Here is a 23,036-nt window from a genome sequence, read left to right as displayed (position 1 = left end):
GCACACCCAACACGGCCGGGCGGCCCCCCCCCCCCCCCCCAGTCTGCCGCTTCCCGAAGCCAACCTCACGGAGCCACGCTTGCCGATGAAGTGTGCTTTCTACTGCCCTACTCCGACAGCCTCAGACGGGCTGGGCGGACCGGGGACGGGACCGGCCCGACAGGGCGGAATGAATCTGCGGACTCTGGTCATTCACCTGCCGCATGGTGGGGCGACTACCACCCCGTAATCCACCAGTGGGAAAAGCGGTTCGGCTATCCGGCACCCGCGCCCACCGAACGGGGACCACGCGGCGGAATCCGCGTCACGGCCAAGTTTGCCGAATGGCTCATGGGATTTGTCCCGGGCTGGGTGACGGGCATTCCCGGGCTCACCCGAGGCCAGCAGCTAAAGGCCATCGGCAACGCAGTGCAGCCGCAGCAGGCATACGCGGCATTCACACAGCTACTTGAAATCGAATACGAGGGGGACGCCGAGGATGGGTAAGCGGGGAGTTCTCGCCGACTACGGCGGCGAGGAGCTTTACAGGGGCGATCTGATCGCCTACGCGGCACGCATGGGGAACCGCGTGCGCATGGCTGACGCGATCGTTCTACGGGTCACTACGCGGCTGGAGAACGGGCGACTCCGCCCCATGCTGCTGGTACGCCCCACCGGAGTTGAATCCGGTTTCGCAAAGCGCCGCACGCTGCGCGCCGAATGGATTTCCGCCGAACACGTGCGGTTGATCGTTCCGGGCGCTACCGGCGAGCGCGACTAGCAATCTACGGGGGATCAATGGAACTGCGAATCACGGCGGAGTCGGCTCCGCCTCTGGGGGACGTACGCGCGGCGGGGCCGGGTGACGTGGTGGTCATGGTCCCCGGATACAAGACCCGCCCGGATTGGGTGCGGTATCTCGCTGCGGCGGCACACGCCTTTTCCCGGGGTGCCCGGATTCGGCAGGGGGACAGCGCGTGAGCATTCCGTCCGAGCCGTTCGGCTTCTGGCTGGTGGTCTCGCTGCTCGGCGAGGCCGCTTGCCTGCTGGGGCTGATTGCCGCCCTGGCGTACCTGCTGTGGGGGTGGATTGACCGTGGCTAATCCCAACAAGCGCCAGGGAACCGCGTGGGAATCCTCGGTGCGCAACTACCTGAATCGGGTTCTCGGGCTGGTGGACTCGGCGGGCCGGCTACTGAATCCCGCTGACGGGATGAACGTCCGCAGGGCCGCGCAGGAAGGCGCCAAGGACGTTGGCGACGTGCACTGTTGGCCGTTTGTTCTGGAATGCAAGGACGTACGGAATCCGGCCGTCCCGACCTGGCTCCGGCAAGCGAATGCCGAGGCGGAGAACGCCAATTTCCCGTTCGGCGTGGTCGTGCACAAGCTGCGCGGCAAGCCCGTGGCCTCGGGCCGGGTGCACGTCTCGGTGAGCACGTGGACGGCCGTGCGGAACTACCTCGGGGTGCCCGTGGACGACGCGGCCGGGCTGTACGGGGTCGAGTACCGGGCCCGGGGGCTCGAAACCGCCCGGTGGTACGTCTCGCTGTCCCTCGGGGACTTCGCCGACCTGGTGAGCGACGTTCGGGGGGCCCATGCTGTTCCGTGACCTGCTCGCCCGGTTCTCCGGGGTGCTCGACCAGGCCGACGGCGGATACGCGGCGCTGTGCCCCGCACACTCCGACTCGCGGCCGTCCCTGCGCATCTGGCGCGGGGCAGACAACAAGGTCAGGTTGACCTGTCGGGCCGGGTGCCGCACCGAGGACGTGATCCGGGCCGCCCGGTTGTCCTGGCCGGACCTGTTCGACGTGACCGGCCCCGGCAGCACCGTTCCGGCCGCGCGCCCGCAGCTGGTCCCCGTCGCCCTGGTGGCCGCGCTCTCCGGCTACGTGGACCGGTGCTCGCTCGCCCTCGGGGACTTCGCCGGCCAGTGGGCCGAGCGCGCCCGTGCGTACCTGCTTGACCGGTTCGGGGTGGACGCCGAGACGGCCGCAGAGCTGCGGATCGGCGTTGACCCGGGCGACCAGGCCGAGGGGTTCCCGTACGTCTCCCGGGCCTACTCCGCGCACCCGAGGCTGACCGTGCCCCTGGTCGGGTTCGACGGGGCCCCTCGGGGCCTACAGGGTCGGGACCTGTCCGGCCAGTGCCCGGGGCGGTGGCTGTCGCTGACCAACCCCGAGGGCCTGCGGTGGGCGCCGTACGGGGTGATGCGCGGTACCGGCGGGTGGGGCGTGGTCCTGGTGACTGAGGGCCCGGGGGACGCCCTGACGGCCGTAGGGGTCGGCTATGACGCACTGGCTATCCGGGGCGCTTCACTGGCCAACTCCCCTGAGATGGTAGCCGAGTTGGCCGAGGGCCTGCGCGGCTCGCTGGTGGTGATCTGCGGCGACCACGACACCGCCGGGGCCGGGTTCTCCGCCCGGCTCGCCGAGGGGCTGACCGAGCACGGAGTGACAGCCCACGTTCTCCAAATCCCCGTCCGTGGCTGGGACTTGACCGACTGGCGCGAGTCGGCGCCCGAGGCGTTCGCGGGCGAGCTGCACCGCGCGGTCAAGGTGGCCCGGCCGGCTCTCGCCCCGGCGGAAGCCCAAGAGGCCACCCGCGCGGCCGAGTTGGCCACCCGCACCGGGGCCGACACCGTGTCCCGCGACCAGGGCACCGAGGCGGCCCGCATCCTGTCCGACCTGGTGTCCACCTACGGGGAGTCGGACGCCATGAACGCGCACGCCCTGGTGGCGTTCACCAACGGCACCATTCGGTACGCGGCGGGCCTCGGGTTCTACACGTGGAACGGCCGAATATGGGTCCGCTCGGATATGCGCGTCCGGCAGGAAATCCACCGCATGGGCGCGGCGCTGGTGCTCGCCGGTCAGAATCAGCTAGCGCGCGGCTTCACTATGACTTCGCGCATTGACGCGCTGCTGACCGAGCTTTGTTCCGTCCCGTCCGTCTCTATCGACGCCTCGGATTTCGACAACCGGCCCGACCTGCTGAATTTCAAGAACGGGACCGTGGACCTGCGGACTGGAGAAATCCGCCCGCACGACCTCGGGGACTTGCTGACGTACGGGCTCGATATCGACTATGACCCGTACGCGCAGTGCCCTCGCTGGGAATCCTTCCTCTTGGAAATCTTCCCTGGAATGCCGGAGATGCCCGCCTATATTCAGCGGCTGGTGGGCTACGGGATCACCGGGCACGTGACAGAGCAGGCGTTCGGCGTACTCTGGGGAAAGGGAGCGAACGGAAAGAGTGTTCTGGTGGACACCCTTACTTCCGTGTTCCGCAGCATCACAAAGACAACGCCGTTCGCAACTTTCGAGGAACGCAAGAACGCCGGTATCCCGAACGATGTGGCAGCCCTCCGCGGAGCCCGTTTGGTAATGGCCAGCGAGGGCGAGTCCGGCAAGGCAATGTCGGAATCAATCCTCAAGCGAGTGACCGGCAAGGACATGATCTCGGCACGTTTTCTTCGCCAGGAATTTTTTGAATTCAAGCCGTCCTTCCTGCTGCTGCTGGCGACGAATCACAAGCCTAAATTCAAGTCGCAGGACGAGGGGCTTTGGCGTCGGGTCAAGCTGCTGCCTTTCGCCCGCTACTTCGCGCCGCACGAGCGTGACCCGGACCTGGACCGGAAGCTGTTGGCCGAGGCCGAGGGAATCGCCGCGTGGGCGGTGCGCGGTGCGGTCGAGTGGCACCGCCGAGGGCTGCAAGACCCGCAGGTCATCGCGGGTGCATCGCGTGAGTACCGCGAGACCTCGGACCCGCTCGCGGGTTTTCTTCCGGGCATTCTGGAGCGCGCGGAAGACTCCGTTCTCATGAACGGGAACGAGGCTTTCAACGAGTATTTGGCGTGGTGTGAGGCTGAGAACCTTCCCGCTCGGGAGCAATGGACTCGGCGCACTTTCTACGACGCTATGGAGGAACGCGGGGCGGTCCGGAAGACCACTAAGCGGGGCATCGCGCTGGCGGGCGTACGGCTCGCCGGCCAGGGCCCCGAGCCGACAGGGCCAGGCATTTTCGGCGCCTGACCAGCACCACACGGGGCCGTCCACCTTGACCGGGTGGGCGGCCCCTTTTTTGTTTCCGGGGGGAAGCATGATTGAGTACCGGCACCAGATTGCCGGAGACACCATCACGGTTCACGTGCCCGAGACACCCGAGGATCTACAGGAATTCCGGGAATGGCTCGACCGGGCCCGGCGGCGCGGCCCCGTGGCGGTCGATACCGAAACCACGGGCCTTGATATCCACGGCCCGTCTTTCCGGCTCCGCACGGTCCAATTCGGGGACGCGCACGACGCTTGGGTGATCCTGTACGAGCGGGGCGGATACCACGAGGCTTACGCCCGGGACTCGCTGCGGCGGTGCCGCGAGATCCTGATTCACAATGCGGCCTATGACTGGCTGGTGATCAACCGGTGCGCGGGAATCCCGCTGGAAGAACTCGCGCCCCGGACCACGGACAGCCGCATTCTGGCGATGCTCCACGACCCGAGGCAGCCCCAAGAGGGCGGCATAGGAACCGCACTCAAGCCGCTTTCCGCGCGCTGGGTTGACCCGTCCGCGCCGGATACTCAGAACGGCTTGACGAAGGTTTTCAACAGCCTCGGGTTCACGAAGGAAACCGGGTGGGCGAATATCGAATTGACCCACCCTACTTTTTTGCTCTACGCCGGTTTGGACGTGATCCTTACCGCCCGTCTGGTGCCCGTCCTGCGGGCCGAGCTGGACCGCCTCGGCGTCCCGGCCCGCCTGGTCGAGTACGAGCACCACATAGCCCGGCTGTGCGCCGTGATGCAGCGGGCCGGGCTGCTGGTTGACCAGGAGTACGCACGCGCCCTCGCTGGCCGGCTCGCCGAGGAGGCCGAGCGGTACGCGGCCGTGGCGGCCCGGTACGGGGTCGTCTCGCTCGGCAGTCCCGCGCAGGTGGCCGAGGCACTGCAAGCCCTCGGCGAGACCCTGACGGAGCGCACAAAGGCCGGGGCGCTCAAGGTGGACAAAGCCGTGTTGCTCCCGCTCGCGGACCTTGACCGGGACTGGCAGCGGATTGGCGCCCGGGAGCCAAGTGCCCTCGCGGATGCGGTACTTCGGGGGAAGCGGGCCGCTAAGTGGGGTGTCAGCTACGCCGAACGCTTCCTGCACAAGCTCTCGACCGAGGGGCGCATACACCCCACGGTGTCAGCACTGGCCGCGCGCACGGGCCGTATGTCCGTGACGGACGGGCTGCACCAGCTACCGAGTTCGGATCACGTGATCCGCCGCGCAATCCTCGCCGAGCCGGGGCACGTCATGATCTCGACGGACTTTCAGGCAATCGAGATGCGCGTCTTGGCGGCCCTGGCGAACGTCAAGGCCATGAAAGCCGGATTCCTCGGAGCCGCCTCGGGCGAGAAATTCGATATCCACCAGTTCACGGCCGAGCTGATCAAGGGCGAGCACGCCACCAAAGCCGACCGCAAACTGTTCAAGGCGGCCGGGTTCGGCAAGGTCTACGGCGGCGGAGTTACCGGTATCGCCAGGCAGACCGGGGCCCCGGAATCCGAAATCGCCAACGCGGTTGCTGCGTACGACCGGGTGTTCCCCGAGATCAAAAGGGCGTCGTCCCGCTGGCAGCGAGAGGCTTTCCAAAACGGAATGGTCTACATCTCGGCCGTTGGCCGGCGGCTCCCCTTGGACCGGGACCGCACTTACGCCGTGGTCAATTACGCCTGCCAGTCAGTTGCCCGCGATGTTCTTGGACAGGCAATGCTGAATGTCGAGGCGGCCGGGCTGCTCGACTATTGCCGCCTCCCTATTCACGATGAGCTGTTGGCTTCGGCCCCGCGCGAGGACGCCGAGGACGTTGCCCGCGAGTTTGAGAAGTGCATGACGTGGAGCCTGTACGGCGTACCCATCACGGCCGACGCCGAGATAGGCGGGCGGTCCTGGGGGAGCCTGTACGGCGCCGATTACTGATTGCCCGTCACAGAGTTGCACTCCTGCTGATCACGAGTCGATGACGGTTCGGGTCGCACCCCCTACTACCAGCGGATACAGCAGTTCTGGAGATCATCCCCAAGGGGGATGCGGAGCCGCATCCGCTACTCGGGGTCACCTCAATGTTTCGACTTGGGGCACGAACTCAAGCGTATGCCCCGCCTGTCCGAAATAGTCCGTAATAACACCTTTGCCGCCACATAGCCAATTCGCTGAATCTGGTTCCACGCAGCGATTAGGCAATGCGCAAGCCCCGTCCTGCTAATCCGGGACGGGGCATTTTTATGCCCTTTTTGAGGCGCATTCATTAACGGCCGCGGGGCGATTTCTCGACCCCGCACGCCCCGTTCCGGGCAAGCCCCGCTCCCCACGTGGAGCAAAGCCCCCGAAGCACGGAGCACGCCCCATGACGCACCTCACCATTGACCAGCTCTACGCCGCTAAGGCCAATGACATGGACGCAATATCGGCCGTGATCACTGAAACTGACGCCCTGGTGATCGGCCGAGCGAGGAACTTTGCCACACAAGCGGGCCGCCTTGACCAGGACTTGGCGGAAGACCTCGCGCAGGCCGGACGCATGGTTGTGTGGGACAGCCTGCGGACGTTCGAGGGGACGACCCCCGAGCAATTCATGACCTACATCACCCGGGCCATGACTTCCGCCATGCGCGACCACCGCCGGGAAATTACCCGGCCCGGGGTCACGGCGCAGACGGCAAAGGACTTCGACCTTGCCTTGACCCTCGCAGCCGGCGACCCGTACGAGGCAGTGCGAATCGCCAGCACGGCTGAAATGGGGCCGCGCCGAATGGAACCGGACCGCGCGAACGCCGCGCTTCTCGCGTGGCTCGGTATGGACTCGCTCGACCGGCCGTGGGTGCTCGACACCGGAGAGGTTCCGTCCGTCACCCTCGGGGACGTGGTGGCCACCATCGCGGCCGTGCCCGTCGATCTGGTCGAGGCGGCCGACTTCGAGACCACCCGGCGAACGGTCATCCGGGACCAAGTTCACCGCACGCTCGGCCTGTTGAGCGATCGGCAGCGCCACGTACTCAAGGCGGACCACGGTATTGCCCCCGTCCGGGACTACGCCGCGCACGGCGGTGACGCCGAGCTGGCCGACGAGATGGGCATCACGCGCAAGGCCGTGCACGAGGCCCGATGCAAGGCGCAGAAACGTTTCGGCGAGCTGTACCAGGCCGGAGCGCAGACGTGGTGACCCTGCCGACCCGCGACGGAGGGACAGTTGAGATCACCCGGTGCGGTGCCCTGGTGGACGTCCACGTTCGGGACGCCGAGGGGCGGACCGTGGCCACGGTGGTCCGCCGGGCCGGCCAGGCTGCCCTACTCCTGTCGCAGCCAAGGAAGTTGAAGGATGAACACTATTCGACATGATCTGATGACTGTGAGTCACTGAAAAGGCCCCCCCTTGCTTCGGCGAGGGGGGATTTTTTCATGTCCACAGACAATTGTGTCCACGACAAACCGCGGAACGCGACACGCTACGAAACATGCAGGTCAGGGGCCCTTGTCGGTGGTAAAGACTACCTAATGGGAAGCTTAAGGAGTGGTCTAGATCACACCAAGAAAAGGGCTGCCGATTGTCGGTCCTGTGGTTTAACGTCAGGTCATGGTTACGCACCGCAACGAGTTTCGAGTTCGAACGACTGTCGTCGTGTCCGCGTCCGGGGGAAGCCTGCCCGGAGTGTGGCCCACCTGCCCCGAGCTGCCCGAGCTGTTCGGCGAGACCCGCATTCACCGCTGCCACGACCTGTACCGCACGCTGGAGACTCAAGGCGGGATCGTCGCCCGCCTGGTCGCCCGCAGCCCGTATCAGGCGTTCCGCGTGCTGGCCCGAGACACCGAGACGGACGGGCTCGCTGGCTTCGTTGAATGGGTCCGCAGCGCCGAGACCGGCCGTTGGGTGCAGTGGGACGAGCCGGTAACCGGGTGCGCCCACGGGCTCCACCAGCCGGCCCCGACCATGCTGGAGGCGGCGTGAGCACCCGGCGTGAGTTCCTGCTGTCCTACGACTGCGAAGTCACGGCCTGGTCGGTCGGGTTCCGCCTCGGCGGTCACCTGGTCGGCTACGGCCTGGCCGAGCGGTACGGCATCGCGGTCCGCCGCGTCCCCGGGCGCCGAGCCGATCCCGCGTGGGCGCTGTGGCTGGTGGACCGGACCCCGGGTGAGCCCGCGCCCTCGGTGGTGCTCGCCTCGGTGCCGGTGACAACTCGCGCCCTGGTGGTCGAGCTGCTTGCCCTGGCTGCCTGAGCCCAGCAAGGCGGGTCGGATCAGTTGACGGGAACTGGTCCGGCCCGCCGTTGGACATGGCACCGTTGGCGGTGTTGCCCTCCGGCCCTTTGGCGGGTATGGGCACCTGTGGACGGAGCAGCGGCACACGGCGCGCGTACCGTGGTGCCGAGGATGGGTGAGGCTATGTCAAACGAGCTGTCAGAGAACGTTCGTAAGTACCGCCGGGCTGCCGGCTGGAGCCAGCAGCAGCTAGCCGACGAATCGGGCCTGTCCATTGGCACGGTCCGCAAGATCGAACAGGGCGGAGAAGTACGTACCGACACACTCCACACGCTTGCCCGTGCGTTGGGCGTCGCTACCTCCGCGCTTTTCGCTGCGGACTCTCCCGCGCCTGTGGTGGGCGACGAAGCGACCCGGCGCAACCTGGTAGACCTGCGGATGGCACTGATGCCCCCCGTAGGGCTCAACGCGCCCGTGGTCAGCACCGCAGGGGCAGGCAACGTGCGCGAGCTTCGGCAGCGCATCGAGGACAGTCACGCTCTCTACTGGGCAGACCGGTACGACTCGGTAGCCCGGCGATTGCCTGATCTGTTGCGGACCGCCGAGGCGACAGCCGCAGCCGCAGACGGCGACGACCAGCACGAAGCCCAAGTGGCGTACAGCCATGCGCTGTTGCTCACGGGCAAGTACCTGACGCAGGTTCGGCAATACGACATGGCGTATCACGCTCTTGCGTCCGCCATTCGCCTGAGCCGGGAGACCGGCCAGACCCTTACCGCAGGTACCGGCATCGTGGGCATGTGCTGGCTCTTGCTCCGGCAAGACCGATTCGACGAGAGCGAGCAACTTGCCGCCAGTACAGCCGAGTTGATGGAACCTCGCATGTCGGGCGCTACTAACGAACAGTTGGCCGTCTGGGGCGAGCTGTGGTTGCGAGTGGCGTCAGCCTCGGTGCGCAACAACCGGCCCGACGTGGCGCGGGAGGCTCGGCGAATGGCGGCCACGGCCGCAAGCGCTATCGGCTCCGAACACGACAGCTTCCCGAATCACTGGGGCGGATTCGGTCCGGTTACGGCTGAGATGAAAGCGACCGAGGATCTTGCGCTCATCGGCGACTCGCGCGGAGTGCTCCGGCGTGCTGACGAGGGGGTCCTAAGTGGCAAGGCCCTGCGGACAATTGGGAAGCCCACCGCCCCAAACTGGGGCCGTCACCGGCTCGACGTGGCACAGGCTCACGTGCGGCTCGGGTCGCACCAGGACGCCATGACCGAACTGCTCGGGCTCAAGGAGACCTCGGGGGCCTGGCTCCGGCACCAGCCAATGGCGCGGTACGTCATGGGCGACATCCTCCGTTCGCGCAAGCGAACCCTTACACAGGACATGCGAGACATGGCGGCCTTCCTGGGGGTGGTGGCATAACTACCACGCTCCGTGGTACTTCCCTCACAGTGCGCCTCAAACTACGGCGAGTGGTATCTATCTGACCGTTCGTCACGGCTCTACGGTCGTTAAGTCCCACCCACGACTCAACGACCGGGGGCACGGTGGCAAGGCGAAGCGAGGCGGACCGACAGCGCCGCCGAGACTTGTACGACTGGATGATGGGCGGCGCTCGCCCGGCGGACACTCTTCGGTCCATCGTGGACCGGATCGACGCGGGCACCCCGTACGACTGGGACGCGCTGCTCTCGGCGATCCTCGGAGACGGGGGCCGCAATGACTAGCTCCCTGCTCTCCCAACTCGCCGAGGGGTTGCAGGCGCAGGCCAAGGAGGCTTGCGCCGAACTCCGGGGGGCGACCAAAGAGGCGGGCTGCCCGCTGCCCTCGCTGTCGGTGGACCCCCCGTCGATTGTGACGGGGCGAGTCCTGGTGAACCTGGGCAGCGTGATGCCGGAGACGGCTCTCCGGCTCGCCGAGGTGATCCGGGCCGGGGTGGACGCCCTTGCCGCCGAGGACCGCCGCACGGGCGCCGTGACGCCGCTAGGGACACCGCGCGTTGGTGACCCCGTGGTGGACCTGTCGGCGGGCGTTGTCGGCGCGTACCAGGGACGGGACGGCGACCGGTGGCAGCTTGCTCCGCTGACCGGCGGCGAGCCGTGGTTAGCGGACCCTGAGCACGTCAGGACGGCCACGGTCAACGAACTTGTCCGGGACGGCATGACCGGCGCGGAGCCGGCTGCGGACGCCAAGAGGGCCGGATGAGGACGGGACGCGGGAGGCTCGGCGCTGTCGCCCTGGCGGTCGCGGTCGCTCTCGGGCCTGCCGCTCTGGTGCTCGCCCTCGGCAGGCTCGACCCGCAGGCCGCGCGTCGGTGGGTGTGGTGGTTCTCCGCCCTGGCGGTCGCCATGCTTGGCATCGTCTACGGCGGGGACTGGGAATCCTGGTGGCGCCGAAGACGGGCCCGAGCGCGCGTGCGGATCGCTCGGCGCCACGGTACGGCGCTGTGTCGATCGGCGCGGCATGGGCGGGTCGGAAGGTGAGCGGGGAAGCCCACATACCGCCCGACGGCCCGCGCTGGGCCTCGGGCTGGTGCTACCCCTGCGGGGCGACGCAGGACGTTGCACCGGTACCGGCGGTAGGGCTCCGGTCGATCCTGACCGTTTGCCCGAAGCACTACGACCGGTACTCGGAGCGGTTCCGACGCACGGTCCAGTTCCGGGCCTGGTACGGCGCGCGCTCCCGCCCGCGTGTCCGTCCGGCGCCGCAGTCTCCCGGAGTGTTCCCCCGACACTTCGGGACGCCCGCCGGTCCCACCCGGCGGAAGGATGCGCAGGACAGCGCGCGTCGGTGGTCCTGGTTCAGCTCCCCGGCGCGAACCAGGGCCACCCCTTAGACCCCCCCGGCGGGTGCCTGCTTGCCGCCGGAGGAAGCACAACCCCCGCCCCGGTGACGCGACTTGGACGGACGCGGACGACCGGGGCGGGGCACAACGGATCACGGTATGGAGCGGAGATGCACGAGTGCCCCGAGGGCGCCGGACACACGGTCGAGACGACCACAGAACCCGGTGCCTTACAGAGCGGTCCGGGCGGGCCGGTCTGGCGGTGCCTGACCTGCGGCCGATGGGGCGGCATCCTCACCCCCGAGTGGGCTGCGCTGTTCCCGGGTGAGCTGGAGTTGTTCCCCCTCGGCTGGACGCGTCCCGGGGAGCCTGCTCCGCTCCGCAAGCCTCTGCCCCTCGGGCGCAGAACGTAGCGCCGCGAACTCCCGTTCCGGCGGGCGGGGAAGGGTCAACACCCCCGCCGGGACGGGGCTCAACTCCCGCTCCGGGCACACCCAACCCCGTGCCCGGAGTGGGACACCACCGCAAACGCACTACCTCACCGGACCACCGACCAGAGGGAGAGCACACGATGACCATCACGGAGCCGGACATTCTCCGGTCCCCGAACACGGTGCTTGCCAACGCTGTTGACAGCACGCTGGACGTGCTCCGCCCGCGCATCTTCGCCGAGGACCCCGAGCGCATTCGGTTCACGGTCGGGACGCAGATCAACGGGCACCCGCACATCGGCACGCACCTGGTGCAGTCGCTCGCGTTCCTGGTCGCTGAGCGGGCCCGGGACGACTACGGCATTGACGTGGACGTGGAGTTCTACGCGCTCGACAACGCGCCCGCCGAGACCGTCCGCGACCCCGAGAGCGGGCACCGGTACCAGCGGACGTACTTTCACCAGCTCGGGCCGGACGCCATTGGCGCGTTGGTCGGCGAGCACTACAGGCCCTTGTTCGCCGAGCTCTCGCAGCGCACGGGCGTCCCGTACGGGCTGACGACCTACACCGCTCAGCAGAACTCGCCGGAGTTCCGAGCCGAGTTCGTGCGCACGCTGGAGTATCTGGACGAAATCCGGTACTGGCTCGACCCCTCGGCCGGCTCGGCGCACATCCGGCTTCCCTGCCCCGTCTGCGGGTGGGCCGAGAAGAACGCCGAGCGAACCCGACTGCTCGAACTCGACGACTCGGGAGCCCTGTTCGAGTCCGTGTGCATGCACCACGGCCGGTACGAGTCCGATATCACTCCGCTTGGCGGCGGGTACCTGGACCTGGCCACCTTGTACCGCAACGTCGTCAAGGAACGGTCCTACCGGCCTGACGACACCCTGCGCGTGATGGTCAAGGGCGGTGACTGGGTGTTCGGCTGCTCGCTGGTGGACGGGGCACAGACCGCCATCGGCCCCACCACGACCGCCCCCGCGCGCATCTTCACCCCTCAGATTCTCGGCTCTGACGGCGGCAAGCTCAGTAAGAGCCTGCTCCGTGAGGCGGCCGAGGCCGGACCCGCCGAGGGCAACCCGTTCGGGTGGTTTCTCGATCCCTCGCGCTGGCCTGGCACCCCCGAGGACTACGTAAGCACGTTGACGGGGCTCGGTGAGCTGCTGCTCAGCGACCCCCGGCACTTCTTCCGGTCCTACACCACAACCGAGATGGAACGACTCATCATGAGCACCCGCCAGCCTGCAAGGAACCAGTCCCAGGCGCATGGCCGCCCCCGCAACATCCAGATCTACCGGGAGTACTTCGACATGATCGCCGACGGGTCGAAGACCGTCGAAGTCCGCGTGGCGTACGACTCCATGAAGCGGATCAAGGCCGGCGACCTGCTCAACTTCACGTGCCGCGAGCTGTCGTGCCTCACCCGCGTGACCCGGGTGGGTACGTACAGGACGTTCAAGGAGATGTTCGGCACCGAGTCCGTGAAGGCGGTCAACCCGAACGCCACCGAGGCCGAACAGCTCAAGGCGATTCAGTCCATCTTCCCGCCCGCGAAGGAAGCGTTGGGCGTGCTCACGTTCGAGCTGGAGTTGGTCAATGAGAACAACAAGTGAGCAGCCTCGGCGGGTCCTGGTGGTCTGCAAAGGGAACTACTGCCGTTCCCCGCTGGCCGCACTGCTGATCGGTGCCTTGTCTGACGGGGCGATCGTGGCCAAGTCCGCCGGACTCCGAGGCTGGCACGTGGGCGACCCTGCCCACGCTTTCATGGTCTCGGCGGCGGCGGGCCTCGGCTACGACCTGACGGAGCACACCGGCGCCGACCTGACGCCCGAGCTGATCGACTGGGCTACCGACCTGGTCGCCGTAGACGATGAGACCGCGCACGATCTCGCCGAGCGTGCCCCCGGACACTCGGTGTTCGTGCTCGGTGGCGGAATCGCCGACCCGTACGGCGAACGGCTGGACGTGTTCGTTACGACCGCCAGCCAGATTGAAGAGGCTGCGCGGGCCTACGTCGCCACCGTGGCCGCAGAGCAGCCGGCGACCCCTGCGGGGTAGTCTCCGGTGGGGGCGCGGGCGTCGATACTCACAGACGATCCATGCCGGACCCGTGCTCCCGCTAGGCCCCGCTCGCTGGTCACCAGTGCGCGGGGCCTACTCGCTTTCGGCGGGGGCTTCGCTCGGCTCGACCACGTACGTACCCCGGTTCGGAACGGTCTCCACCAGGCCGTCATCACGGAGAACCCCGAGCGCCGAACGGGCCGTGTTCCGGGCGACGCCGAACCGCTCGGAAAGATCTCTTTCCGACGGGACCGGACTCCCCGGAGCCAACTTCCCAGACTTGATCTCGTGAGCCAACACGGCGGCTACCTGCCGGAACGGGGGTGTGGCTCCCCGGGGGTCGATTTCGCGCGCTGCCATGCGGAGCAGCGTAGACAATCTGCCCGGCCTATACCGGCCTGCACCAAGGTAGACCGGCCTATACCGGTTGCCGTACCGTCAGACACGAAAAAGCCCCCGGCTGCAACCGGGGGCCCGTGCCGAACAGCTTTCGAGGAGCTGCCAGCAATGCGTCATCTTATCGTTTGGGTCCTGCTTCGGGCCCTGGTTCTCTGCCTGCCGGCTCGCAGCCAGCACCGCCCCACCATGGCCCCCGAGGCCGCCCCCGAGGTCCCGCCGCTGCACATCTGCGGATGGGAGAAGCCGATCCACCCGCACCACCTGGTGAAGACCATGCCGCCCGTGGCACTCGGCTTCCGGATAAGCCCCGTGGTGCTTCGGTGGGAACGGCTCCCCGAGGAAGTGCAGCAGGCGGAACTCAAGGCGCACGCCGAGGCCGCTTGGCCGCAGTGGCTCAAGACCAGGACCGCAATCGAGCGGAGCCGACAGACCCCCGAGGACGAGAAGCGCCGCAGGGTCGAGCTGTTCGCCACGGCCTACAGCCTCCCGAGCCCGGCCGATTGCTGGGCCGAGCTGACCGACGCCGCGCCCGCGATGGCCGGGGCGGTGGCGTGATGACCATGGCCACCGACGACAAGCCCACGTGCGGCGCACGGCGCCCCGGATGGGAGTACGGTCCCGCCATCGGGATCAACCGCCTTCCGTGCGTCCTTGACCCCGAGCACCAGGAAGACCACGAAAACGCCTGGTGCCTGCGCTGGCCCCGAGTCGAGACGCCCGCTATGCGGCGCTGCTGCCGCTGCCACCAGCTCACCGCGACCCCGGTACTGGTCGGCGCCATTGAGAGGCAGAGTGGCGCCCCGTGGCCCGTCTGGGGATGCGCCGAGGATGCTCCCGCGTTGCGCGTGCTGCTCGGCCAGTAGGACCCCCTCGCCCCGTCCGGGACTGCCCCGGGCGGGGCTTCCGCATGTCAGAGCCCGTGTGATAGCCATTGCTGATCACCAAATAATGATCAAGGGGTGGCAATGAGTAGGAAAAAGTGGCTGGTCATAGGCGGTGCCGTGCTCGCGTTCGGTGCGGTGCTCTCGCTGTTCGAGGACAAGCCCGACAAGGCGACCGCCGAGGCCAAGCCGTCCGCCAGCGCTCCGGCCCCGCAGGCGCCCGCTGAAACCCCGAAGCAGCCTTCCGGCGCCCCCTCGCCCGACCAGGCACAGACGGCCGCCCTGGTGGCCTCTCTGCGGGCCGTGGACCCGGCGTTGGTGGCCAAGGAGGACAAGGCCGTATCGCGGGCCCGAGACACCTGCCTAGACCTGCGGAGCGGCAAGGACGCTGCCACGGTCCAGAAGAACGCTGCGGCTCGGTTCACGGGCGGCTCGGTGGCCGTCACGGACGACCAGGCCGCGAAGATCGTGGACGCGGTGAAGGGGTCGTTCTGCGGCTGACGCCAGACAGCAAAGCGCCCCGTTCGGCCAAGTGCCGGGCGGGGCTTCTTTGTTACCTGACCTGCGGCTATGCTGCACAGAACTGGTAGTCACGTGTGTTGGGGTCCGCGAGGACGGCCCAGCCGGCACCATCGGGTTCCCGGCGGTCGTCGACGAGGGTGGCCCCGAGGTTCAGCAGCCGCTCGACCTCCGCCTCGCGGGTGGTCTCCGGACGCAGGCACAGGTGGACCCTGTTCTTGATCGTCTTCGGTTCCGGCACCTGGTGGAAGTACAGCAGCTGGCCCTCCGGCAGCATCACCGCAGTCTCCGGATCACCCGGGCCGTCCTCCGGGTGCAGCGGACGACCGAGCACCTCACTCCAGAACCGAGCCAGCCCGTAGGCATCCGCACAGTCGATCGCCACGTTCTGCAACACCGAGACCATGCACGCGAGCCTGCCCGAAGCACCACTCGGTCCGCTACCGAATTGCGGCCGGACAGCAGACAGCGCCGGCACTTTCCGGCGCGGCGGGGAGCGGGGGCCTGCGGACGCGTTGACCCTCGGAGTCGCAGGCGGCGACTGCCCGGTACCCGGACGAAGATCGCGCAGCACTCGTCGTTGGCTGTCTCCGTCATGTCGCGCCGTTCTCGGCCGACTCGCTCCCGGACCCGTACGTTCGACCGGTCCGGGTGCTTGACGGTCTTCCGCGCCTCCCGAACGTACCGGGTCCGGAGGCGCCGTGCCCTCGCGGGCCGTCGCGGCGGACTATCGGGTCCGACTGCCGTGTCCGTAGAACAGGAAGCGCCAATTCCGCTCGTCTGCTTGGGTGTTGGGAACTCCGAAACATCGCCGACCGTTACAAGGCGGTGACGATCCGCTCACAACCGAAGCGTGGAGCGCGGCGTCCCTACAGATGACAGAGCCCGAATCGCGCCGACCGTGCTCTTCGGGCCGAGCAATCACCTCCCCTTGAAAGGGGTGCACCCGTGATCGTCTCCAAGCGGAACTCCCTGCGCCTGGCCGCCGTGACCACCGTCGCCGTGCTCTCCCTCGGGCTGGCGGGCACCGCCGCCATGGCGGCCGCCCCGGCCGCCTACCCCACGTCCACCACGCAGCAGGCCGCGGCGCAGCAGGCCGCCGCGCACGCCGGCATCACCGCCAAGCCGTCCGTCACGACCGTCCAGGCCTGGCAGCTGTTCCGGGTCACCGGCACCACCACCGGGCTCAAGGCGGGCACCGAGGTGACCCTGCAGCAGAAGCAGCACGGTAAGTGGGTCACCCTGCCGGCCTCCGTCCGCACCGACCACAACGGCTCCTACTCGCTCGGCGTGAAGCTCGGCATCAAGGGCCTGAACGAGCTGCGCATCGTCAGCGGAGACGTCGCCTCCCCCGTGTTCACCGTCACCGTGCGCTGACCCACGGCCTACGGCCCCCGCCGTCGGGCGGTGCGGTGCCCGCTTCCGAGCGGCCACCGCACCGCCCGACGCCGCACGTGGGAACCAACTTCGGTGCCGGGTTCGTGGTTGTGGCCGTCGTCCGGGTCTGCTGGAGTTTGACCGCTTGTCCCTTCCGTCGGGCCCTGCCTGCGTCCAGCTGAGCAGGTGGTCGAGCGCTGTGACCACGGTGAACGACACGTCCGGCCACGGCAGGGCCGAGGTCCGCGCGTGGGACCAGGCCAATCCCAGGCCAGAGGCCGAGGACCAAGCTGATTGCGGGCGCGCGGTGGCGTTCAGCGTGGAAGGACCCAGTCCGGTGTCCAGGTGCCGGGGGCGTCGTGGCCGGTCGTGGTGGCGGCGAGGTGGGCGCGGAGGGTGGCCAGTGCCGGGTGGGGGTTGTCGCGGTGCCAGAGGAGTGAGTGCGGGTAGACGGGCGTCGGGTCGGTCACCGGGATGCGGCGCAGGCCGTGGTCGGTGGGCCAGACGAGGCGGGTGTGCTCGCCCATGAAGGTGGCCAGGGCCGGAGTGTCGGCGATGGTGTCGAGGAGCGCGTCGGAGCCGAAGTTGGGGCCGGTCGCCTCGATGGTGAGGCCGAACTCGGCGACGAGGTCGTCGTAGTAGGCGCCCCACTCGGTACCGGGGACGATGCCGGGCATCCAGATCCGGTGCCCGGCGAGCTGGGCGACGGTCACCGACCGGGCGCCAGCCAGCGCATGGGCGGGACCGGTGAGGAGCTGGAGCGGTTCGTCGATCACCCGGACGGACTCGATGTCCTCGGGAAGGGGCCGGCCGGGCGCGACGACGGCGCGGAAGGAAGCGTCGATCGCACCGGAACGGATGGCGTTGACGGCCGTCTCGATCTCGAACAGCATCATCACGTCGAGATCGATCTCGGGGTGCGCGCGGTGGAAGCCGCGCATCAGGCCCGACGCCGAGCCGCGAAGGTTGATCACGTCGACGCGCAGCGGACGGCGGCCGGGGCGCACGGACTCGACCGCGCGCTCGGCGGCGCGCAGCAGCTCGCGCGCGTGGGGCAGGAAGGCCTGCCCGTCGATGGTGAGCTCGGCCCCGCGTGCGGTGCGGGTGAACAACCGCACGCCGAGGTTGCGCTCCAGCGCGGCGATGCGCTTGGAGACGGCCTGCTGGGTGACGGCCAGCTCGGCGGCGGCCTCCTGGAACTGCCCGGCGTCGGCGGCGGCGACGAAGGTCCGAACGGTGTCGAGGTCCATGACGACACTCTATAGGTACAACTGGTGGTTGTGTCTTGGCGGTCCTGTGGTTGTTTGATCCCCGAGGATGAGGCGCGCTTTGATGCTTCCGATCGCTGATCGGTTGTGCGGAGGGGGATGGCCGTCGGTCCGCCGAATCGTCTCCCCGCGCCGACCGGGTGCCGCCAAGGTAAGGAGAGAACTCGCGTGAGTACTGCCCCTGCGTCTGCCCCCGCGCTTGACCCCGAGCACACCGCTCTGCTCGTCCTGGACTGCCAGCCCGCGATCCTGGCCGTTCTGCCCGAGGGCGGGGGCCGGGAAGCCCTGCTCGACCGTGTGGAAGCGGCGATCGCCGACGTCCGCACCAGCGGCGCCACCGTCGCCTACGTGCGCGTCGGCTTCACCGAGGCCGACTGGGACGCGATCCCGGCCACCAACAAGTCCTTCGACCCGCTGGCCCGACACCGCGTCATGCACCACGAGGACCCTGCCACGGCCGTCCACGAGCGCCTGGCCCCCCGGGACGGCGACCTCGTCGTGCGCAAGACCCGCTACGGCGGCATGTCCACCACCGACCTCGACCGGCAGCTGCGCGAGCGCGGCATCACCACGCTGGTCGTCTCCGGCATCAGTACCAGCGGCGTCGTCCTGTCCACCGTCCTCGACGCGGCCGACCGCGACTACCGGCTCTACGTCCTGTCCGACGGCGTCGCCGACCCGGACACCGAAGTCCACGACGTCCTGCTCCAGAAGGTCCTCCCCTCGCGGGCCCACATCATCGACACCGCCGAGCTGCGCACCCTGCTCCGGGCCGACTGACTCGAGCCGCCGAACCGCCGAACCGCCGAACCGCCGAGCCGCTGAGCCGCCGAACCGCCGAGCCGCTGAGCCGCTGAGTGGTCGAGCCGGAGACGGGAACGGTGTCAGCCGGACACCGCGCGCGCCCGGCGAGCACACTTCCACCGCGCCCCCCGTGCCCGAGGGTCGTGGTACTCGGCCGGCTGCGGGTTCTCCCCGGTCCCGGCGGCCGCCGCGGATCCGCAGGTGTTCATGTGGGCCCTCGGGAAGGAGGACGCGAGCGCTGCCGAGACGGCGCTGATCCGTTTGGCGGCGATGACCGGCGGCACGCGGCTCGCCCAGGGCGCCGGCTGGGGCTGGGGCTGGGGCCGTGGAGACCGGGCGGGGAGTCCGGACCCGGTTCACCAGCTGTTGAGCCGCTGGTTCGAGGGTGATCACATGGTCCGTCAGATCGCAGAACCCGACGCTTGACTCGCCGGGCAGGTCGGGTCCGCCGACCGGGTCGCCCCGGTACGGCCAGGTCACTCCGTTACGACCGGGTCACTCCGTTACGGGCAGGCACTCGGTGAGCAGGCCGACGATGTCGCGCCAGGCGCGCTGAGCGTGCCGGGGGTGGTGGCCGACGCCGGGGAGCACGGTGTGGCCGACCGTCGGGTGGTGGAAGGCGTGCACGGCGCCGCCGTAGACCACGAGGCGCCAGTCGACGCCCGCGGCCTGCATCTCGGCGGCGAACGCGTCCCGTTGTGCGGGCGGCATGATCGGGTCTTCCGATCCGACCCCGGCCCACACCGGGCAGCGGATGCGCGCCGCCTCGCCGGGTCGGCCCGTGGTCAGGGCGTTGACCGTCCCGATCGCCCGCAGGTCGACGCCGTCGCGCCCGAGTTCCAGTGCGATCGCGCCGCCGGTGCCGTAGCCGATGGCGGCGATCCGGTCGGGGTCGGTCCGCGGTTCGGCGCGCAGCACGTCGAGCGCCGCGTGGCCGATGCCCCGCATCCGGTCGGGGTCGGCGAGCAGGGGAGTGACGTGCGCCAGCATCTCCTGCGGGTCGGTGAACCAGCGCCCGCCGTTGATATCGAAGGCCATTGCCACGTAGCCGAGTTCGGCGAGGGCGTCGGCCCGGCGGCGCTGGAAGTCGTTGAGCCCGGGCCCCTCGGGCCCGACCAGGACCGCGGGTCGGCGGCCGGTACCGGCCGGGAGCGCGAGGTGCCCGATCATCGTGAGGCCGTCGGCCGGGTACTCGACCGTGTGCGTGGTAACCGTCGTCATGGGACCGGACTGTAGTGAGCGTCGAGCCCGGGCGGGCCGGTTTTTCGCCGGCGGCAGAACGGCGCGGGTGTGCCTCGGACGATGCGGCGATGGCCGTGGTGGGACCGGCTCGGGGGCCGGTCCCACCACGGACGGCGGTCGGCGGGAGGCGGATCGGCGGGTTCGTCTCCCGCGACGTCGTCGGCCGCCCGCGCTTGCACCGCCCGCTCCGTCATCCGCTCCAGACTCGTGTCAGTATCCGGCCGGGGCGTCCTCGATGTCCGAGATGAGCTTGGTGCTCAGGTCGCTCTGCACGGCCAGCTTGGTGTGCGTGGCGTTGGGGCCGGTGCCCCAGGTGAGCGTGACGGTGGTGAACAGGTGGCCGGCTCCGGAGTCGTGGTACCGCACCTCCCAGTGGGTGGGCACGTCCTGGGCGCGGAGGACGCCGTCGGCGTGGTTGGCCTGCTCCCAGGCGGCCAGTCGCTGCTGGAAGTCCGCCGTGAGGTAGTGGGCGCGCAGGCCGTCCGACAGGTTGTCCGTGCCGTCGGAGACGGCGTCGATGTAGGCGCCGTAGAAGTCGGCGACCCGGTCGACCGCGGAGTCCGGGCTCCCGTCGCGGACCGGGTCCCCCGGCGCCACCCGCTGCCCGCCCGCCTGCTCGGTACGGGTCGTGGAGGCGGGGTGCTGCGGGCCGGCCGCCGTGGCCTGCGGCGCGGCCGCCGCCAGGATCAGGCCGACCGTGGCTGCCGCCGCCAGCAGTCCGCGTCGAACACTCAGCTTCATCGTCAGTCTCCCTCGTCATGCCAATGGGTCGAGCCCTGGGCGGGTCACCTGGCAATGCGCGGACCGTCCGGGCCGGATCACACCAATCACCTGCTCAACGACGCCCGGCCCGGAAGGGAACGGGCCGCGCGAAATTCCGGCGCAGATCCGACCCTTCGGCGCTGGTCAGGTGCGGGCTTCGAGTCCGGCCAGGAGGTAGGCGACGTCCAGTCCTGTGTTGAGGTACTGCTCGAAGGTCCGGTTGTTCAGGGCCCAGGGCGATCGCTTCTGCCGGATGAGGGCGATGGCGGTGACGGCGTCGTGGCCCAGCTCGATCAGGGTCTGAGCGACGACGAGGCCTGAGCGGTTGTAGCCGGAGTGGCAACGCACGAGAACGGTCCGGTCGTTCCGTACGGCCGCAGCGGCAGTGACGGCCAGCTGTCGGACCGAGTGGAGCTGCTCGGCAGTCAGTGGGCTGTCGGGGATTTCACTGATCAGATGGTCGACTCCAGGGCTCGGCCCGTGGCCTGCTCGGGTGAACAGACTGATGACCAGGTCGAATTCGCGACCGACAACGGCGGTCTGCGCCTCGCCTTCAGGGCCGGCCCAGAAGTGTCCGCCCAGCCATAGCTGCGGCCTGACCTCGTTCCACGGCGCCTGCGGTTCGGGGGCATCGCGGTCCTTCTGGCGCGTCTTCATGGGCGCTCCTCTCCGGGTGGACCAACGACACGGTCGGACGGATGCGTTCCCTGCCCATTCCGATGCGCTGACGGCGGCCCCGTAGACGCAGGCGGTGCCGAGGTGGCGAGGTGGCGAAGGTGTCGTGAGGTCCGGCCGGTCACCGGGTGCCGCGGCTGGGGGCGGGTCGGTGCGGGGGGCGGCGTTCGTCGCGTTGGCGGTGCGGCTGCCCGTGGTGTGCCGTTGGGGGGCTGGGTCGTGACCCCGGTCGGGGTGGTGGGCCGTGGTCGCGGAGTTCGCAGATCACCGCCCAGGCGACCGACACCACCGGCACCGCGACCACCGCGCCGAGGACACCGGCCAGCACGGCGCCGCCGATCACCGACAGCGCGACCGCCACCGGGTGGATCCGGACGGACCAGCCCATGACCAGCGGGTGCAGCAGATGGCCCTCGATCTGGCCGATGACCACGATCAGCCCGAGCACCAGCAGCGCGACCACCGGGCCGCGGGCCGCCAGGGCGACCAGCGCGGCGACGGCCAGCGCGATGGGGGAGCCGATCAGTGGGACGAGCGCCGCGACGAACTCCAGCATGATCAGTGGCAGCACGAGCGGCACGCGTAGGACGGCCAGCGCGACGCCGACCAGCACCGCGTTGGTCGCCGCCACGATCAGCACACCCCGGGTGTAGCCGGCGAAGGTGCGCCACGCGGCGTGCCCCGCGCGGTCCCAGGCAGATCGTGACCGGGCCGGGAGCTGGTGCTGCGCCCAGCACCACATCCGGTCGCCGGAGTGGAGGAAGAACACCGAGCAGAACACCGCGAGCGCCAGCCCGGTGAGCATTTCGACGACCCGGCTCGCCCCGCTGAGCGCGGTGCTGAGCAGCGCCGAGCGGTGGGCGGTGATGAACTCGCCGAGCTTCGCGCGCAGGTCGGTGACGGTGCCGGCCCGCAGGTGGAAGGGGGCGCCGGTGAGCAGGTGGTCGATCCGCCCGAGGCCGCCGCGCAGTTCGGTGCCCAGCCGGCCCCACTCGCCGGCGACGGTCGTCCCCACCAGGGCGAGAACGCCGCCCACGACCACGATGGCGCACACGAGGACCAGCAGGACGGCGATCGAGCGGGGCAGCGCCCGTGCCAGCAGGTCGACGAGCGGCCGTAGGACCGAGGTGATGACCAGCGCCAGGAACACGGCGATGACCGGCAACTGGAGCCGGCCGAGGACGGAGACGGCCAGGTAGGCGGACACCCCGAGCAGGAGCAGCCGCCAGGTGTACCCGGCGGCGGTCCGCAGCCCGGCCGGCACGCGGCCTCCGGACCCGTCGGACACGACGGGGCGCGCCCGGGGCAGGACCACCCGGGTCGGGTGGCGCCGCCGGGCCGGTCTCGCGCCGTTCACTCGCACGGGCGGCCTCCCTGGCGTCTGCCGGGCTTCGTCCGGCGTCGCGCGGCTACCCGGGCCGACGGGCCGGAAACGGGAGAGGGCCCGGAAACGGCCGAGGGTCCGGAAACGGTCGGCGGGCCGGAAGCGGTCGGCAGGCCGGAAACGCTGGCGTCCACAGCTGCGCCGTGAGCGCGCGACCGGCAGCGCCGCGAGGCCCGCCACGTACACCGCCGCGGCGGTCAGGGACAGGCCGACGTGCCCGACGGTGGAGAACGCGGGC

The 23,036-nt window shown here is 69.2% G+C and carries 25 protein-coding genes; 18 read left to right on the top strand and 7 right to left on the bottom strand.

The features are described from left to right. The first annotated feature begins 478 nt into the window (after nt 1-478). The 13 genes from AB0O19_RS35945 (at nt 479) to AB0O19_RS35885 (ending at nt 13,484) form a co-directional block, all read left to right on the top strand. Nucleotides 479-760, top strand: a complete 282-nt coding sequence (locus AB0O19_RS35945; protein WP_363625710.1) for a hypothetical protein — start codon at nt 479-481, stop codon at nt 758-760. Nucleotides 761-956: 196 nt separating this feature from the next. After that, nucleotides 957-1,082 (top strand): hypothetical protein, encoded by a 126-nt coding sequence (locus AB0O19_RS35940; protein ID WP_363625709.1) that lies wholly within the window; start codon nt 957-959, stop codon nt 1,080-1,082. After that, nucleotides 1,075-1,587: a hypothetical protein gene (locus AB0O19_RS35935; RefSeq protein ID WP_363625707.1), complete on the top strand. Its 513-nt coding sequence runs from the start codon at nt 1,075-1,077 to the stop codon at nt 1,585-1,587. Before AB0O19_RS35940 ends, AB0O19_RS35935 begins: the two co-directional genes overlap by 8 nt. Further along, nucleotides 1,574-4,009 (top strand): phage/plasmid primase, P4 family, encoded by a 2,436-nt coding sequence (locus AB0O19_RS35930; RefSeq protein ID WP_363625705.1) that lies wholly within the window; start codon nt 1,574-1,576, stop codon nt 4,007-4,009. Before AB0O19_RS35935 ends, AB0O19_RS35930 begins: the two co-directional genes overlap by 14 nt. A gap of 67 nt (nt 4,010-4,076) precedes the next feature. Continuing rightward, entirely contained in the window at nt 4,077-5,936 is a 1,860-nt protein-coding gene (locus AB0O19_RS35925) for a DNA polymerase (protein ID WP_363625703.1), read from the top strand. Between the two features lie 427 nt (nt 5,937-6,363). After that, nucleotides 6,364-7,179 carry a sigma-70 family RNA polymerase sigma factor gene (locus tag AB0O19_RS35920; protein WP_363625701.1) on the top strand — a complete coding sequence of 272 codons (816 nt, stop codon included), beginning with the start codon at nt 6,364-6,366 and terminating at the stop codon, nt 7,177-7,179. Nucleotides 7,180-7,590: 411 nt separating this feature from the next. Next, complete coding sequence (locus tag AB0O19_RS35915) at nt 7,591-7,962, top strand: hypothetical protein (RefSeq protein ID WP_363625699.1); 372 nt, start codon at nt 7,591-7,593, stop codon at nt 7,960-7,962. Next, nucleotides 7,959-8,231 carry a hypothetical protein gene (locus tag AB0O19_RS35910; protein WP_363625697.1) on the top strand — a complete coding sequence of 91 codons (273 nt, stop codon included), beginning with the start codon at nt 7,959-7,961 and terminating at the stop codon, nt 8,229-8,231. The genes AB0O19_RS35915 and AB0O19_RS35910 overlap by 4 nt, the downstream gene beginning before the upstream one ends. 165 nt (nt 8,232-8,396) lie before the next feature. Beyond that, nucleotides 8,397-9,632, top strand: coding sequence for a helix-turn-helix transcriptional regulator (locus tag AB0O19_RS35905; protein WP_363625695.1), 1,236 nt, complete (start codon nt 8,397-8,399; stop codon nt 9,630-9,632). Between the two features lie 182 nt (nt 9,633-9,814). Further along, nucleotides 9,815-9,937 carry a hypothetical protein gene (locus AB0O19_RS35900; RefSeq protein ID WP_363625693.1) on the top strand — a complete coding sequence of 41 codons (123 nt, stop codon included), beginning with the start codon at nt 9,815-9,817 and terminating at the stop codon, nt 9,935-9,937. Beyond that, on the top strand, nt 9,930-10,415 hold the full coding sequence (locus AB0O19_RS35895) for a hypothetical protein (RefSeq protein ID WP_363625691.1): 486 nt from the start codon (nt 9,930-9,932) through the stop codon (nt 10,413-10,415). The genes AB0O19_RS35900 and AB0O19_RS35895 overlap by 8 nt, the downstream gene beginning before the upstream one ends. A gap of 1,151 nt (nt 10,416-11,566) precedes the next feature. Continuing rightward, nucleotides 11,567-13,039: an ASCH domain-containing protein gene (locus AB0O19_RS35890; RefSeq protein WP_363625689.1), complete on the top strand. Its 1,473-nt coding sequence runs from the start codon at nt 11,567-11,569 to the stop codon at nt 13,037-13,039. Next, nucleotides 13,023-13,484 (top strand): low molecular weight phosphotyrosine protein phosphatase, encoded by a 462-nt coding sequence (locus tag AB0O19_RS35885; RefSeq protein ID WP_363625687.1) that lies wholly within the window; start codon nt 13,023-13,025, stop codon nt 13,482-13,484. Before AB0O19_RS35890 ends, AB0O19_RS35885 begins: the two co-directional genes overlap by 17 nt. A gap of 96 nt (nt 13,485-13,580) precedes the next feature. On the opposite strand, the gene AB0O19_RS35880 is transcribed toward AB0O19_RS35885, so the two are convergent. Then, the gene (locus tag AB0O19_RS35880) at nt 13,581-13,847 is read right to left on the bottom strand and encodes a winged helix-turn-helix domain-containing protein (protein ID WP_363625685.1); all 267 of its coding nucleotides are present in this window, start codon (nt 13,845-13,847) and stop codon (nt 13,581-13,583) included. A 147-nt stretch (nt 13,848-13,994) separates the two neighbouring features. On the opposite strand from AB0O19_RS35880, the gene AB0O19_RS35875 reads away from it, so the two are divergent. Together AB0O19_RS35875 and AB0O19_RS35870 are read left to right on the top strand one after the other, a co-directional pair. Next, nucleotides 13,995-14,441 (top strand): hypothetical protein, encoded by a 447-nt coding sequence (locus tag AB0O19_RS35875; RefSeq protein WP_363625683.1) that lies wholly within the window; start codon nt 13,995-13,997, stop codon nt 14,439-14,441. A 410-nt stretch (nt 14,442-14,851) separates the two neighbouring features. Next, complete coding sequence (locus AB0O19_RS35870) at nt 14,852-15,268, top strand: DUF732 domain-containing protein (protein WP_363625681.1); 417 nt, start codon at nt 14,852-14,854, stop codon at nt 15,266-15,268. A 67-nt stretch (nt 15,269-15,335) separates the two neighbouring features. On the opposite strand, the gene AB0O19_RS35865 is transcribed toward AB0O19_RS35870, so the two are convergent. After that, nucleotides 15,336-15,692 carry a VOC family protein gene (locus AB0O19_RS35865; RefSeq protein WP_363625679.1) on the bottom strand — a complete coding sequence of 119 codons (357 nt, stop codon included), beginning with the start codon at nt 15,690-15,692 and terminating at the stop codon, nt 15,336-15,338. 542 nt (nt 15,693-16,234) lie between these two features. On the opposite strand from AB0O19_RS35865, the gene AB0O19_RS35860 reads away from it, so the two are divergent. Next, entirely contained in the window at nt 16,235-16,663 is a 429-nt protein-coding gene (locus tag AB0O19_RS35860) for a hypothetical protein (protein ID WP_363625677.1), read from the top strand. Between the two features lie 314 nt (nt 16,664-16,977). Here AB0O19_RS35860 and AB0O19_RS35855 read toward each other — a convergent pair whose 3' ends face one another. After that, nucleotides 16,978-17,913: a LysR family transcriptional regulator gene (locus tag AB0O19_RS35855; RefSeq protein ID WP_363625675.1), complete on the bottom strand. Its 936-nt coding sequence runs from the start codon at nt 17,911-17,913 to the stop codon at nt 16,978-16,980. Nucleotides 17,914-18,099: 186 nt separating this feature from the next. Between AB0O19_RS35855 and AB0O19_RS35850 the strand changes: the two genes are divergently transcribed. Both AB0O19_RS35850 and AB0O19_RS35845 read left to right on the top strand, forming a co-directional pair. After that, nucleotides 18,100-18,711 (top strand): cysteine hydrolase, encoded by a 612-nt coding sequence (locus AB0O19_RS35850; RefSeq protein ID WP_363625673.1) that lies wholly within the window; start codon nt 18,100-18,102, stop codon nt 18,709-18,711. Nucleotides 18,712-18,936: 225 nt separating this feature from the next. Further along, the gene (locus tag AB0O19_RS35845) at nt 18,937-19,161 is read left to right on the top strand and encodes a hypothetical protein (RefSeq protein ID WP_363625671.1); all 225 of its coding nucleotides are present in this window, start codon (nt 18,937-18,939) and stop codon (nt 19,159-19,161) included. A gap of 69 nt (nt 19,162-19,230) precedes the next feature. Here AB0O19_RS35845 and AB0O19_RS35840 read toward each other — a convergent pair whose 3' ends face one another. The 4 genes from AB0O19_RS35840 to AB0O19_RS35825 form a co-directional block, all read right to left on the bottom strand. Further along, nucleotides 19,231-19,956 (bottom strand): dienelactone hydrolase family protein, encoded by a 726-nt coding sequence (locus AB0O19_RS35840; RefSeq protein WP_363625669.1) that lies wholly within the window; start codon nt 19,954-19,956, stop codon nt 19,231-19,233. Nucleotides 19,957-20,187: 231 nt separating this feature from the next. Then, complete coding sequence (locus AB0O19_RS35835) at nt 20,188-20,718, bottom strand: hypothetical protein (protein WP_363625667.1); 531 nt, start codon at nt 20,716-20,718, stop codon at nt 20,188-20,190. A 165-nt stretch (nt 20,719-20,883) separates the two neighbouring features. Next, nucleotides 20,884-21,396 carry a protein phosphatase gene (locus AB0O19_RS35830; protein WP_363625665.1) on the bottom strand — a complete coding sequence of 171 codons (513 nt, stop codon included), beginning with the start codon at nt 21,394-21,396 and terminating at the stop codon, nt 20,884-20,886. A gap of 139 nt (nt 21,397-21,535) precedes the next feature. Then, nucleotides 21,536-22,678, bottom strand: a complete 1,143-nt coding sequence (locus AB0O19_RS35825) for an AI-2E family transporter (protein WP_363625663.1) — start codon at nt 22,676-22,678, stop codon at nt 21,536-21,538. Between the last annotated feature and the right edge of the window lie 358 nt (nt 22,679-23,036).

The organism is Kitasatospora sp. NPDC091276 (assembly GCF_040684355.1).
GTDB lineage: Bacteria > Actinomycetota > Actinomycetes > Streptomycetales > Streptomycetaceae > Kitasatospora.
This window is presented reverse-complemented; position numbering and strand designations above follow the sequence as displayed.

Bases quoted from the DNA above. Each gene is read 5' to 3' on its own strand.
- AB0O19_RS35865 (WP_363625679.1), bottom strand. From the start codon at position 15,692: ATGGTCTCGGTGTTGCAGAACGTGGCGATCGACTGTGCGGATGCCTAC.
- AB0O19_RS35875 (WP_363625683.1), top strand. From the start codon at position 13,995: ATGCGTCATCTTATCGTTTGGGTCCTGCTTCGGGCCCTGGTTCTCTGC.
- AB0O19_RS35915 (WP_363625699.1), top strand. From the start codon at position 7,591: ATGGTTACGCACCGCAACGAGTTTCGAGTTCGAACGACTGTCGTCGTG.
- AB0O19_RS35880 (WP_363625685.1), bottom strand. From the start codon at position 13,847: ATGGCAGCGCGCGAAATCGACCCCCGGGGAGCCACACCCCCGTTCCGG.
- AB0O19_RS35905 (WP_363625695.1), top strand. From the start codon at position 8,397: ATGTCAAACGAGCTGTCAGAGAACGTTCGTAAGTACCGCCGGGCTGCC.
- AB0O19_RS35830 (WP_363625665.1), bottom strand. From the start codon at position 21,396: ATGAAGACGCGCCAGAAGGACCGCGATGCCCCCGAACCGCAGGCGCCG.
- AB0O19_RS35895 (WP_363625691.1), top strand. From the start codon at position 9,930: ATGACTAGCTCCCTGCTCTCCCAACTCGCCGAGGGGTTGCAGGCGCAG.
- AB0O19_RS35920 (WP_363625701.1), top strand. From the start codon at position 6,364: ATGACGCACCTCACCATTGACCAGCTCTACGCCGCTAAGGCCAATGAC.
- AB0O19_RS35835 (WP_363625667.1), bottom strand. From the start codon at position 20,718: ATGAAGCTGAGTGTTCGACGCGGACTGCTGGCGGCGGCAGCCACGGTC.
- AB0O19_RS35930 (WP_363625705.1), top strand. From the start codon at position 1,574: ATGCTGTTCCGTGACCTGCTCGCCCGGTTCTCCGGGGTGCTCGACCAG.
- AB0O19_RS35900 (WP_363625693.1), top strand. From the start codon at position 9,815: ATGGGCGGCGCTCGCCCGGCGGACACTCTTCGGTCCATCGTGGACCGG.
- AB0O19_RS35890 (WP_363625689.1), top strand. From the start codon at position 11,567: ATGACCATCACGGAGCCGGACATTCTCCGGTCCCCGAACACGGTGCTT.
- AB0O19_RS35925 (WP_363625703.1), top strand. From the start codon at position 4,077: ATGATTGAGTACCGGCACCAGATTGCCGGAGACACCATCACGGTTCAC.
- AB0O19_RS35870 (WP_363625681.1), top strand. From the start codon at position 14,852: ATGAGTAGGAAAAAGTGGCTGGTCATAGGCGGTGCCGTGCTCGCGTTC.
- AB0O19_RS35840 (WP_363625669.1), bottom strand. From the start codon at position 19,956: ATGACGACGGTTACCACGCACACGGTCGAGTACCCGGCCGACGGCCTC.
- AB0O19_RS35855 (WP_363625675.1), bottom strand. From the start codon at position 17,913: ATGGACCTCGACACCGTTCGGACCTTCGTCGCCGCCGCCGACGCCGGG.
- AB0O19_RS35945 (WP_363625710.1), top strand. From the start codon at position 479: ATGGGTAAGCGGGGAGTTCTCGCCGACTACGGCGGCGAGGAGCTTTAC.
- AB0O19_RS35885 (WP_363625687.1), top strand. From the start codon at position 13,023: ATGAGAACAACAAGTGAGCAGCCTCGGCGGGTCCTGGTGGTCTGCAAA.